Origin of the sequence: Pseudahrensia aquimaris, assembly GCF_042676045.1 — a bacterium.
Lineage (GTDB): Bacteria > Pseudomonadota > Alphaproteobacteria > Rhizobiales > Rhizobiaceae > Pseudahrensia > Pseudahrensia aquimaris.
Window position 1 is genome coordinate 143,060 of record NZ_JBHTJV010000026.1, and the last position, 12,192, is coordinate 155,251.

Here is a 12,192-nt window from a genome sequence, read left to right on the forward strand (position 1 = left end):
ATGGCAAAGATGCGCTTCACCATTTTAGGCTGCGGCTCATCACCTGGCGTGCCACGCATTGGCGACGACTGGGGCAAATGTGATCCAACCAATCCCAAAAACCGCCGCCGCCGCGCCGCATTGCTGATCGAGCGGATAACCGACCACGGCAAGACAACCGTCATTGTTGATACTGGTCCGGATTTCCGCGCACAGATGCTCGACGCTGGCGTGGGAACAGCTGATGCCGTGATCTTTACCCATGCGCATGCTGACCATATTCATGGCATTGACGATCTGCGCAGCTTCGTCATTAACAGCCGCGAACGCGTGAACATCTGGGCCGATGAACCAACGTCAGAACGCCTGCATGAGGCTTTCGGCTATTGTTTCGAGACGCCAAAGGGCTCCAACTATCCGCCCATTCTGATCGAAAACCGTATCGTGCCTGGCGAGCCATTCCAGATCGACGGGGAGGGTGGTTCCATCATCATCCTGCCCTATGAACAAGATCACGGCTCCATTATCTCGCTCGGCTTTCGTATAGGCTCCCTTGCCTATTCCAGCGACGTGAGCGCATGGGACGATCGAGCACTACCGCATTTGAACGAGCTGGAAGTCCTCATCATTGACGCGCTTCAATACCGCGAACACCCCAGCCATTTCAGCCTCGACCAAGCCTTGGGCTGGATCGACAAGCTAAAACCCAAACGCGCCGTGCTAACCCACATGCACACGCCGCTAGACTACCAGAGTGTCAAAGACGCCACGCCCAACCACGTAGAGCCAGCTTTCGACGGCATGGTGATTACGCTGGACGATTGAGCGCGGATAGTGCCTTGTCGCTGTGTCTGTGAGTGTCTAGTAAGCGTGACATTCGTGCGTATCAGTTTATGCATATGACTAGATATCAATGAGTTGGCAGTGCTGCCTGACAAATGATACGAATAAATATGTTCCATAATATATCTTATGCAACTATTATGTGTAACAGCCATTTAGTAATGTCTCACTTTGGCAAGTTAGAGATGTCTCACTTTTCAAAGCCCTGTTTTGAGTTTGTGAGGCGTACCAGTGGGACTATTTGTGATGAGCGAGCGCGACCTTGGGCGACTGAAGATAATTGAGGATATTGAGGCTCAACGGTTGAGCGTTGTCCAAGGCGCTGAGTTGGCTGGTATCAGTCGCAGACAGATGACGCGATTGGTTCGTGCGTTCCGTGACAATGGCGCTGCCGGATTGATCTCTGGGAAGCGCGGCAAGCCAAGCAACCGACGATACACCGATGGCTACCGTGACTACGTCCTGGAGCTTGTCAGGCTCCACTACGCCGACTTTGGCCCAACCTTCGCTTTGGAGAAGCTGGCCGAAGACCATGACATAACCGTGTCCAAACAGACGTTGCGCAAATGGATGACGGATGCCGGCATCTGGAAGACGCGCAAGGAACGCCGTTCCCGTGTTTATCAGCCGCGTAATCGTCGCGATTGTTTCGGTGAGCTGATCCAGATCGACGGTTCACATCACTGGTGGTTTGAAGACCGTGGACCAAAGGCTGCGCTATTGGTCTATGTCGATGATGCGACAAGCAAGCTGGTTCACCTGTGGTTTGCTGAATCCGAGAACGCCTTCGACTATTTCCATTCCACGAAGGATTACCTGAGCGAGTACGGGAAGCCCCTCGCCTTTTATAGCGACAAACACGCTGTTTTCCGCACGACACATGTGTCCAACAAGGATGCCACGACCGGTATGACCCAGTTCGGTCGCGCATTGCACGAGTTGAACATTGACATCATCTGCGCCAACTCTCCGCAGGCCAAAGGCCGCGTGGAACGTGCCAACAAGACGTTGCAGGACAGACTGGTGAAGGAGTTGCGACTTCGGAACATCAGTTCTATCAAAGACGCCAACGCCTACATGTCAGAGTTTATGGCGGACTATAACGCCCGGTTTGGCAAAGCACCGCGCAACGATAAGGACATGCATCGACCGTTCTCAGAGCATGACAGCCTGGACGGAGCCATGTGTCACAAGGAGTTCAGGACACTCTCCCACACACTGACACTGCGCTATGACAAAGTGTTGTTCATCATCGAACCCTCAGACTTCACAACAGGTCTGGCCCGCAAGCGCGTCACGATCTGCGATTATCCAGACGGACGGTTGGAGATTCAATACGATGGTGTCACCCTGCCCTATAGGACGTTCGACAAAGTACAATCGGTGAACCGGGCTGAAGTGGTCGAGAACAAACGTCTTGGCCCTGCGCTTGATATGATTGCGGCCATGCAGGCGGAACGTGAGGTTTCCAGAAGCCAATCAGCGCCGAGACGGACTGGGCAAACTGGGCACATGTTTTGATATTTAGTGATGCGCATTGTCGCTAGAAGATAGGAGCCTCAAAGTTGGGATTATACGACAACATCATCTGTGAATATCCTTTGCCAGAACCGATTGCCCCAGATGGGGTTGAATTTCAGACAAAAGATACACCAGATCCCCATCTACGGGTTTATACGATCACCGCCAATGGGCGACTTCATTTGGATGGGTCGGATCAAAATTTTGATGGAGAAGTCCGATTTTATGGCGATGGTGACACGTCTGGCGAGTGGTATGACTACTGCGCAAAATTCACTGACGGACAACTGCTCGAAATCACCTTGGTTAAGGCGCAGAAGAGCACAGTTTAGACAACACCCGAAGAATTTTTCCAACTGAGGAGGCTAAAGTCGGGCGTCTGTTTTCCGTTTCGGCGGGTCCATTGGCTTTGACTCTAGGCGGTCACGCCAATGTCCTGATCCGCGTGCACTGGCTTGGAAACCCCGATGTGAGACATTTCTAAGTAGCCAGACAAGAGCCACTTCTAACTGGCTTTGACAAATGATCTAACCACATTTGCTAAGTGCGATGTGGCATGGGAATGTTAGACCGAACATCTAGCCGCAATTATACCGTGAGCTGATTTGAAGCGTATGACCATGCTAACGAAGACGTCCCTGCTCACTTTCATTGTCTTGATAACCGTGGGAATCAGCGCTGTATTTCTTTTGCAGTTGGCAAAGAGCGATATCACAAACATTGAAATTGGCGATGGCAAAGCGCTCTCAGTGCGCAAACTGGTCGGCGCTGATGTGCAGACGGTCTGCTTCTATCCAAGTTATAGCTGGGCCAGACCGATTGACTGTACTGGAGATCGTTGGGTTCTTGATCCGGACGTGCCTACAAACATGCTTTTCTTCACGGTTATCTCCAACGGCAGATGCAGCAACTATTCCATTTCTGCCGTTATGGGCGTTGGATTGAACAGTTCCAAATTTTGCATGACAGGTGATCAAGCCAACCACCTCAGTATAGCAAGGAAAGGAGCTGTCGTTTTCGCTGATAGCCCAAATTGAGTTCCGTATCTGTTTGCCAAAGCACTCAGTGCAGTTTTTTAACGACCGGGAATTCTATTTCGCCTTCTATACCCGCCCCAAAACCCAACGAATGACATCCACAGCCAGTTCATCGAACGCTGCATCTAGTGCGCGAACGTAGTCATCTCCCTCGCGGCCGACCAGCGTCGCGGTTGCGGTGAATATTTGGGTTTCCAGCACCTTGCCGGATTTATCGGAAAGCAGTTTGATGGACAGTTCAATCACCGCCTGCCCCGCGCCATCCGTCACCACTTCAAAGCGGCGCAGATCGCTGATGAGTTGGTAGTCGATCACCAGCCCATCGCCTGGCTTTGCGGTCGCGCCCGTTGCGCCAGTGTTTTCAAACGCTTCAACCAGCTTGGCTTGCACCATGTTCGGCACAGTGTCAGTCCACTGCACCCCGGCCAGATAGGTTATCTCGGAGCCGTTAGAACGAAGAACCAATCGTTCGCTATCCAAAGACTTGAGCGCATTGGGCTTTTTTACCAAAATTTGAGCGTTGGTCGACGCACGAAGACCAGACACTGAGTCTGGAGCGGTCAATTCATAGCTATCCCTCGGCGCTTCCGGCGCTTTTAGAAGTGCACAGCCGGAGAGGACTACTGCTGCGAGTGCAGGCAGCGTCCATCGGACGAGAAAAGTGCGGATCGGCGACGTCATGAAAAGTGTTTTGCCTGTCTGAAAAGGTGCAGCATCAGCGCCGTGGGCGCCCTGCTCCGCGTTCCTTGATCGATGACCCGCCTCCCCCCGAGATCAGGCTAGACGGGTTGTCTTGAAAGGTTCTGATAACACGGTCAAGTCGTTGAAGCGATTGGCGTGCATCACTTATCAGACCCTGTGTGTCCGCAAGGCCACGCCCGGTGAAACGGTTGATACCTGACGTTACACTGGCGACCTGAGCGTCCAGATTGCGAGCCGTCCGGCGAAATTCAGCCAGCGTAGCGCGCGCATCAGCAAACAGACCATCTGTCTCTCCAGAACCAAGCAGGCCCGAAATGCCGTCCAAAACACCATCGAGCTTCGCTGACGATTCGTTGAGACGTGCAGCTAACTGCGAAGCGTCGGTGACCATCTGGTCAATATCCTCAGCTCTTGCACCGAAGCGTGATGTCACTTTGGACACATCATCCACAATGCCTTGTGCGCCCTCGGCAGCACCAGTAATTTGATCGACAGCCTTGTTAACCTTTTCCGCGTCAATAGCATCCATCACGGCGGAGACTTTGCTTCCGGCGTTGTTCAATTCAGCAACCAGAGTGTTGATCGCACCCGGTTCGATGCCATCTAAAAGAGCGCGCGTTGCACTTGCTGTTGCCGAAATATCATCGACGGTTTTAGCAACTTTCTCCGGCTCAATGGCTGCCGCTATTTTGTCCGCGCGCTCGGCAAGGCTGGTAATCTTCGACACCGCATCGGCCACTGCCGCACCCTCAACTCCCTCAAGAACCCCGGACAATTGTTCCGCTGCCCGGCCTAAATCAGCAACCAGCTTCTCAATCCGTTCGGGGTTAACACCATCGACAACCCTTCTTGCGCTTTCTGCGGTCGCGCCGAAATCATCAACAGCTTTGCGGACCGTGTCTGGCTGCACCGCAACGACAATTTTTTCGATCTGATCCAAGGTGGTCGTAAGCCCACCAGAAAGCTGCTCCATAGATCCCGCAAGCGACTCTGCGCTGCGTAGGAACGTGTCGACGCCTTCGCTGTTGCGAGACAATGCCTGAGAAAATGTCTCGGCATTCTTGATAGTTGCAGAAACCGAATCGGCGTTCTGCCGAACCAATGATTCGAGGCTACTCATCACCCGCTCGGTCTGCGTAGCGATGCCGTTCACGCGGTCAATTAATTCACTAATACTGGAAGGATCACCCACAAGACGTGGCGGCCCCTGCCCCGTATCGGGTGCAGGCTGCTCGCCCGGCGTACCGAACAGCGGAACCCCGTCTTTGCTGCCGCCTTGTAATTGCACGAACGCGCCGCCAGCAAGTCCTCGCACGCCAATGCTGGCGCGGGTGTCCTGGCGCAATGGCACGTTCATGTCGATCATCGTGGTGACAATCACTTGCTCCGGGTTTTCTTTGTCCAGCGCCAGTTTTGTGACGCGCCCCACAGGCACGCCGTTAAATTGCACCGGACTGCCTTCGCTTAGGCCCGAAACAGAGCCACGAATAGTGATATCGACCTCGCGCGTATTTTGGCTGGAGCCGTAGTTTCCAATCCAAAGCACAAACAAAAAGCCACCCACGATTGCAGCGAGCGTCAAAAAGCCGACAGCGATGTAATTGGCGCGGGTTTCCATCAGCTTCCTTTAACCTTCAATGCGTGCATTGACCATGCCTGAGCCTGTCCGCAACGCATGTTGCGCAGAGATGGCGCGTTGGCCACCAAAGTAAGAACGAACCCAAGGATCATCGAGTTTCTCGATTCGTTCCAGCGTATCAATTGCCAAGACTTTCCCGTCCTTCAAAACGGCTATCCTGTCGCAAATGGCGTGCAGACTGCCCAAGTCATGTGTGACCATGAAAACCGTCAGGCCCAATGTGCGGCTGAGCGATACCGTCAGTTCGTCAAATTCAGCTGCACCAATCGGATCAAGACCAGAGGTTGGCTCGTCAAGAAAGAGCAACTCCGGATCAAGCGCCAAGGCCCGCGCCAAGGACGCCCGTTTGATCATGCCGCCAGAGAGTTCTGAGGGATATTTATCAGTTGCATCCATTGGCAGGCCAACCAGCGACAACTTCATCGCCGCCAATTCATCCATTAGGGTTTGGCTTAAGCTGAGATATTCGCGCATGGGCATTTGAATGTTTTCTTTCACAGTCAACGCCGAAAACAGCGCTCCGTGTTGAAACAAAACGCCCGTGCGCCTGTCAGTCGCGCTGCGCTGTTCATCGTCGAGTTGGTCGTAATCCAGTCCGAACAGTTTGATCGTGCCCGCTTGTTTTTGGCACAGTCCAAGAATGGTGCGCATGAGCACGGATTTACCAGTGCCAGACCCGCCCACAAAGCCAATGATCTCGCCACGGTAAGCATCGAGATCCAAGCCTTTCAACACGTGGTTAGGCCCGAACGAAACATGAATATCGCGCACGGAGAGAACTGGGTTCTTGGGTTCAACGGCCATAGTGATCAATACCCGATCGATGCGTAGAACATTGCAAAAAGGCCATCGATGAAAATCACGGCAAAGATGGAACGCACGACTGAGCTGGTGGTGCGTTGGCCTAACGATTCTGCGCTTCCCTTCACTTTCATGCCTTCCAGCGTGGCGATGAGGCCAATAACCAAGGCCATGAAGGGCGCTTTGATGAGACCAGACAAAAAGGTTGAAGTGTCGATAGCGCCGTTCAAGGTGTCTATGAACTGAACAGGTTCAATGCCGATATAAAGCCAACAAACGATCATCGCCCCAGCAAGGCCAGAGAAATCTGCCAATATAGTCAGAATTGGAAGCGTTATCACCAAAGCCATCAATCTAGGGACTACGAGAACGCCTATTGGGCTAAGACCGATAACCTGCAAGGCGTCGATCTCTTCTCGCATTTTCATAGAGCCGATTTCAGCGGTTATGGCACTGCCAGATCGGCCCGCCACCATTACAGCGGTGAGCAATACGCCGATTTCTCGCAGGTGCAGGATGCCTACCAGGTTCACGGTTAAAAGCTCTTCGCCAAAACTTTTCAGTTGAAAAGAGCTTTGCTGTGCGATGATTGCGCCAATGAGAAAGCTCATCACGGTGATAACCGGAATGGCGCGAATGCCCATATGGTCAATTTGATTGATCAGGGACGTCCAGCGAATGCCGCCACGGGCGCCTGTCTTGATGGCAGTGCCTCGCAGCGCTGCACCGATCATATTGCACACGTTTATAAAGTCTGTGCCGAAGCCATAGACAGATTTGCCGAACCGTTCCAGCGGACCAAGTTTAGCCTTTGCAGGCGCACGCGGTTGCGAGAGGCTTTCCCAGTGTTCTCCAATAACTGAAATCAAGGCGCCCTGCTCCGGCTGCGCTGTTTTCAAAATGTAGACACCACCATCAGCCTCAACAGCATGTTGTGTGCGCACGGCAAGCCAGGCACCAGCGGAGTCAAAACCGCTTACGTGGGAAAAATCCATTGTAAGCGATTGGCCAGAAGACGCTGCAAAGTCCCGCAATTCCTGATCAACTGCGTGTATGCCCTCGCATGTCCATTCACCACTGCATTGTAGGATTGTACCCTCGTCGCGTCGGATCACATTTAGACGCGCTAAAACGCCGTCGGTTTGTGTGCCGGCGTTCTTGATCACCTCTGCGTCTGAAATACTTGTCTCGCTCAACGGGCCTGCTCGCCAATCTTACCACCGCTATGCCCCGATATTCCTTGCCACGTTCGCGCAGCAAGGTCCACGGGCCAGCGGTTTGAGTTCACGCCAGTGCACGTGCCAGCATTGCCGGGTCTATGTTGCCGCCCGAAAGCGTTGCCAGAATATTCTCGCCACGAACGTCGATCTTGCCCGACAAAATCGCAGCCAAAGCAACAGCACCACCCGGTTCAACGACCAGCTTTAATTCGTTAAACGCAAAAGCCACCGCTTCCAGTGCCTCTTCGTCAGACACAACGAGACCCGATGCGATGTGACCGTTTGCGATTGCAAAAGCCATTTCACCCGGTTGAGGCGTGACGATTGCGTCGCACACGCTGTCATGATCTGCTTGAATCGATACAATATGACCGACTTCATGAGAGCGCTTTTGGTCGTCGTATCCTTCAGGTTCAGCTGAATGAACCGCGCAGTCGGGAAAATTGCTGTGCAGAGCCAGCATCATGCCGCCCAACAAGCCACCGCCTCCAGCGCAGACCACAGCGCGATCTACGGTGATTCCACGGGCTTTCATGGTCTCTGCCGCTTCAAGCCCCGCCGTTCCCTGCCCTGCGATGACGTGAAAATTGTTGTATGGATGAACAATCGGCGCGGTATGCTTGGCACCGAGCGAACGCAAGATCTCCTCACGATCTTCGCTGCGCCGGTCGTATTCAACAATGGTCGCGCCTGAGCGTTTCACACGATCGACCTTAATGCGGGGCGCGTCGGACGGCATCAAAATAGTAGCATCGAAACCCAGCATTCGCGCAGCTTCTGCCACACCTTGCGCGTGGTTTCCCGACGATGCCGCGACGATCTTTTTGTTGCCGGACGCATCCAGGCGGCTGATCGCATTGTAAGCGCCACGAAACTTGAAACTGCCCGTGCGTTGAAGGCACTCTGCTTTAAGAAAAACACGGCCACCGCAACGCTCATTTAAAATGGTAGACTCGATCAATGGAGTAACCACGTGATGCCCTGCAAGGCGTGCGGCAGCTTCTTCAACGTCCGTAAAGGTTGGAAGGTTCAATTGAACACTTGGCGTCATGGAAAATGATCTCTAAGGCTGGCGAAAATCGGTAGAGCGGAGAGATATAATGGACTTGGGTATCAGCGGAAAGAAAGCAATTGTTTGCGCCTCCAGTGAAGGCTTGGGACGCGGATGCGCAATCGCACTGGCGCAAGCGGGTTGCGATGTCGTCATCAATGGCCGTACGCAGAAAAATGTCGAATCTACCGCCACCGAAATCGCAGAGACTTATGGCGTCACTGCCACGCCGATTGCGGTGGATGTAAGCACGGCCGAGGGGCAAGCCGCTCTTCTACAGGCATGCCCTAACCCCGATATCTTAATCAACAACAACGGTGGACCGCCGCGCCGCTCATTCAAAGAGTTGGATCGTGAAGCGTTGATCGAAGGTGTTGTGCAAAATTTTGTCACGCCCGTCGAACTCATTCAGCAAGTGATCGACGGCATGGCTGATCGCGGATTTGGCCGCATCGTCAACATCACATCAGCATCGGTCGTTATGCCCATAGAGGGGTTGGACCTCTCCTCCGGTGCTCGTGCAGGTTTGACCGCTTTCCTCGCCGGTGTTCGCCCGCTTTACGCAGCGCGTAACGTCACCATAAACAACGTCCTGCCGGGCAAGATGGACACCAAACGCTTGCAAGGAGGAATTGTGGGTGGCGCGAAGGCGCGGGGCATTTCCGTGGAAGACGCGGCGCAAATGCAGCGCGACGAAATCCCCGCTAAACGGTTCGGCACAGCGGAGGAATTCGGCAATACCTGCGCCTTCCTGTGCTCACAACATGCTGGATACATTACAGGACAGAACTTGCTGATAGACGGCGGCCTCTTTCCCCACGCCTTTTAACGATACGCATTAAGGTTTACAGAACCTTTCTCCCGCAAGCCGCTCCGCCTTTGCTATTACCCTCCCAGCCTTCCGGCGATGCGGCCGGAGGCGATTGTCTGAGCAGCGGGAGGCTCCCTTGTGGGCGCGCTTCAAATCTGGTTTCACGGCTTTGCCGCAGCGCGCGTCGCTTCGGTATCGCTCGCATTGCTTGTTTCTGCCTTTATTTTAGTTGCCACTGATGCCGACGCCCAATCGGCCACCTGTTCACGCCTGCACGGACAGCTCGCGGCTTTAGGAACAAATGCTTCAGCGACACCGTTACTCAAGCGTTACCGCAAGGCAGTATCAGACCAGAAACAGCAGATATCCCGCATTGATCGTTCGATTGGACGACTCAGCTGCACCAAGCGGCGCTCCCTGTTTCAGCGCGGACAAAATGCACGCTGTCCCGCATTATTGAATTCAAAACAGACAATGGTGCGAAATCTAGAACAACTGCAGCGGAAGGCAAATCAGCTTGGCGGTCGCAACGGCATGGCACAAGTCCAACGCCAGCGTGCGAGGCTCAAGCGTGCTTTGCGCCGCGAAAATTGTGCCGTTCGCCACGCTAGTGCGAACAGCCGCAAGGACTTGCGGCGCCGTATCACGGAACTGGAACGCCGAGTGCGAAACAAGCGCTCGCGCCTGAACAAACGGAACATTGACGAGCAACGATCACCCCGAATCATCGGCACTTACCGCACCATGTGCGTGCGAACCTGCGATGGATTCTTCTTCCCCGTTGGGGCTGCATCGTCCGTTGCCGGTCTGGTTCGCGATGAGCAGGCTTGTCAAAGCCGCTGCCCGGGAACCGAGATGAAGCTCTACTACGTCCGCGGAACCACTGACGAACCAAGCGATATGCGGTCTGCCCGAACGGGCCGCTCTTACGGTGACTTGCCAACAGCACTTAATTTCAAGACCAAGTATAACCCCGCCTGCGGATGTAAATTCCGGCAACCAAAAGAAGAAGCTAAAGCCTCCGTTCGCCCAGCAATCGACCCTGAATGGGCGCGACGTGCCGGACGGATTAACATGGCTGTGCCAACGTTTCGTGCACACGCCATGGAACAAAAGAACCTGCAATTGGCGAGCGTTACTGGACTGCGCCGATCCATACCCGCACCAGCCGCCAAAGACGCGTTACGCCAAGCGCCGCAGGTTAGGATAATCGGCGAGCGGTTTTTTCCGGTCCGATAAGAGGTAAAAATTCCCCCATGTCGGGTCCGTGTTCTTTGCCTGTTAGCGCTTTGCGCAGCGGCATAAACAGTGCCTTACCCTTGCGACTAGTCTTCTCTTTCAAAGCACTTGTCCACTGTTTCCATACATCATCCGGCCAAGGTTCGGCTGGTAGCATGTCTCGGGCAACCGCCAGAAATTCCTCGTCTTCCACATCAGCGACTAAAGGCACGAAATTGCCCTCCAAGACGCTGTGCCATTGGGCAACATCATCGAAACGAGCAAGATTGGGGCGCACGGCGTTCCAGAACGCTTCGCCGTGGTCCATGCCCTTCGCTGTGAGTCGAGGCTGCGCCTCCGCATAAGGCATAGCGTGAAGCAGCTTCTCGTTCATTGCTTCCAACTCTCGTTCATCAAAGCGAGCAGGAGAGCGGGAGACCTTCGTCGGGTCAAACAATTGAGCCAATTCGTCCATCGATGAACAGACCTCAACAGCCTGCCCCGTGCCAATCAGTGCAGCCAGAGAAGCAAGAGCCATCGGTTCAATGCCCCCTTCACGCAGAGAGGCAAGGGACAAAGCACCGGTTCGCTTCGATAAACCATCGCCGGAAGCATCGGTAAGCAAGTTGTGGTGGCCAAACGCTGGTGGCTGGGCACCCAATGCCTTAAACAGGGCGATCTGAGCGCCCGTGTTCGTAATGTGGTCGCCCCCGCGAATAACATGGGTCACGCCCATATCGCTATCGTCGACCACAGAGGGCAGCGTATAAAGGTAGGTGCCGTCGCCACGGATCAATACAGGATCAGACATTGACGCCAGATCAACTGTCTGCTCGCCGCGCATGGCATCATCCCAATGCACCTCAGTGCGTGTGGGCGAAAACGGATCATCGGTGAAATTCGGCAGGAGAAAACGCCAATGGGCAGTGCGGCCCTCTGCTTCCAGCGCTGCTCGTTCTTCGTTGGTCTGTTTCAGTCCAGTACGCTCGTAGATCGGCGGCAAACCACGGGCCATCAACCGTTTGCGGCGGCGTTCGATCTCGTCAGGCGTCTCATAACAAGGATAAAGCAGTCCAGCCTCTTTCAGCTTCGCTGCCGCGGCATCGTATTGGGCGACCCGGTTCGATTGCTTGTCGGACGCATCTGGAACGATGCCTATCCATGCAAGATCTTCGACAATGCCTTGCGCAAATGCATCGGTGGATCGTTCAGTATCCGTGTCATCCAAACGTAAGATAAAGGAGCCACCCTGCCCTTTGGCAAACAGCCAATTGTAAAGCGCGGTGCGCAAGTTGCCGATGTGCAACCGCCCCGTGGGCGATGGCGCAAAACGCACGATGGGTTTGGCCAAGTCTTTCATCAATCTCTCT

At 54.1% G+C, this 12,192-nt stretch carries 12 protein-coding genes; 6 read left to right on the forward strand and 6 right to left on the reverse strand.

All coding sequences use genetic code 11. From position 1 onward, the window contains the following. The 4 genes from ACFQ14_RS16390 to ACFQ14_RS16405 all read left to right on the forward strand — a co-directional run bounded on the left by ACFQ14_RS16390 (position 1) and on the right by ACFQ14_RS16405 (position 3,380). Positions 1-804 (forward strand): MBL fold metallo-hydrolase, encoded by an 804-nt coding sequence (locus tag ACFQ14_RS16390; RefSeq protein ID WP_377213833.1) that lies wholly within the window; start codon positions 1-3, stop codon positions 802-804. Positions 805-1,068: 264 nt separating this feature from the next. Next, positions 1,069-2,343: an ISNCY family transposase gene (locus ACFQ14_RS16395; protein ID WP_377213834.1), complete on the forward strand. Its 1,275-nt coding sequence runs from the start codon at positions 1,069-1,071 to the stop codon at positions 2,341-2,343. Positions 2,344-2,387: 44 nt separating this feature from the next. Beyond that, positions 2,388-2,675, forward strand: a complete 288-nt coding sequence (locus ACFQ14_RS16400; RefSeq protein ID WP_377213835.1) for a hypothetical protein — start codon at positions 2,388-2,390, stop codon at positions 2,673-2,675. A 273-nt stretch (positions 2,676-2,948) separates the two neighbouring features. Then, positions 2,949-3,380, forward strand: a complete 432-nt coding sequence (locus tag ACFQ14_RS16405; protein ID WP_377213836.1) for a hypothetical protein — start codon at positions 2,949-2,951, stop codon at positions 3,378-3,380. A gap of 66 nt (positions 3,381-3,446) precedes the next feature. Here the strand turns inward: ACFQ14_RS16405 and ACFQ14_RS16410 are convergent, their stop codons facing one another. From ACFQ14_RS16410 to ACFQ14_RS16430, 5 genes are all read right to left on the reverse strand, one after another. Further along, entirely contained in the window at positions 3,447-4,061 is a 615-nt protein-coding gene (locus ACFQ14_RS16410) for an ABC-type transport auxiliary lipoprotein family protein (RefSeq protein ID WP_377213837.1), read from the reverse strand. Between the two features lie 34 nt (positions 4,062-4,095). Continuing rightward, entirely contained in the window at positions 4,096-5,700 is a 1,605-nt protein-coding gene (locus tag ACFQ14_RS16415; RefSeq protein WP_377213838.1) for an MlaD family protein, read from the reverse strand. 9 nt (positions 5,701-5,709) lie between these two features. After that, entirely contained in the window at positions 5,710-6,525 is an 816-nt protein-coding gene (locus tag ACFQ14_RS16420; RefSeq protein ID WP_377213839.1) for an ABC transporter ATP-binding protein, read from the reverse strand. Between the two features lie 5 nt (positions 6,526-6,530). Further along, complete coding sequence (locus ACFQ14_RS16425; protein WP_377213840.1) at positions 6,531-7,718, reverse strand: ABC transporter permease; 1,188 nt, start codon at positions 7,716-7,718, stop codon at positions 6,531-6,533. Between the two features lie 88 nt (positions 7,719-7,806). Beyond that, positions 7,807-8,793, reverse strand: a complete 987-nt coding sequence (locus tag ACFQ14_RS16430; protein ID WP_377213841.1) for a threonine ammonia-lyase — start codon at positions 8,791-8,793, stop codon at positions 7,807-7,809. Positions 8,794-8,842: 49 nt separating this feature from the next. Here ACFQ14_RS16430 and ACFQ14_RS16435 point away from each other — a divergent pair, with 49 nt between their 5' ends. After that, entirely contained in the window at positions 8,843-9,622 is a 780-nt protein-coding gene (locus ACFQ14_RS16435; RefSeq protein ID WP_377213842.1) for an SDR family oxidoreductase, read from the forward strand. 516 nt (positions 9,623-10,138) lie between these two features. Further along, a complete protein-coding gene (locus ACFQ14_RS16440) occupies positions 10,139-10,843 on the forward strand; it encodes a DUF2865 domain-containing protein (protein WP_377213843.1) in 705 nt (234 codons plus the stop codon). Here ACFQ14_RS16440 and gltX read toward each other — a convergent pair. Continuing rightward, positions 10,806-12,182 (reverse strand): glutamate--tRNA ligase, encoded by a 1,377-nt coding sequence (gene gltX, locus ACFQ14_RS16445; RefSeq protein ID WP_377213844.1) that lies wholly within the window; start codon positions 12,180-12,182, stop codon positions 10,806-10,808. The two genes, ACFQ14_RS16440 and gltX, sit on opposite strands and share 38 nt — an antisense overlap. Between the last annotated feature and the right edge of the window lie 10 nt (positions 12,183-12,192).

Bases quoted from the DNA above. Each gene is read 5' to 3' on its own strand.
- ACFQ14_RS16435 (WP_377213842.1), top strand. From the start codon at position 8,843: ATGGACTTGGGTATCAGCGGAAAGAAAGCAATTGTTTGCGCCTCCAGT.
- ACFQ14_RS16440 (WP_377213843.1), top strand. From the start codon at position 10,139: ATGGCACAAGTCCAACGCCAGCGTGCGAGGCTCAAGCGTGCTTTGCGC.
- ACFQ14_RS16390 (WP_377213833.1), top strand. From the start codon at position 1: ATGGCAAAGATGCGCTTCACCATTTTAGGCTGCGGCTCATCACCTGGC.
- ACFQ14_RS16420 (WP_377213839.1), bottom strand. From the start codon at position 6,525: ATGGCCGTTGAACCCAAGAACCCAGTTCTCTCCGTGCGCGATATTCAT.
- ACFQ14_RS16415 (WP_377213838.1), bottom strand. From the start codon at position 5,700: ATGGAAACCCGCGCCAATTACATCGCTGTCGGCTTTTTGACGCTCGCT.
- ACFQ14_RS16395 (WP_377213834.1), top strand. From the start codon at position 1,069: ATGAGCGAGCGCGACCTTGGGCGACTGAAGATAATTGAGGATATTGAG.
- gltX (WP_377213844.1), bottom strand. From the start codon at position 12,182: ATGAAAGACTTGGCCAAACCCATCGTGCGTTTTGCGCCATCGCCCACG.
- ACFQ14_RS16430 (WP_377213841.1), bottom strand. From the start codon at position 8,793: ATGACGCCAAGTGTTCAATTGAACCTTCCAACCTTTACGGACGTTGAA.
- ACFQ14_RS16410 (WP_377213837.1), bottom strand. From the start codon at position 4,061: ATGACGTCGCCGATCCGCACTTTTCTCGTCCGATGGACGCTGCCTGCA.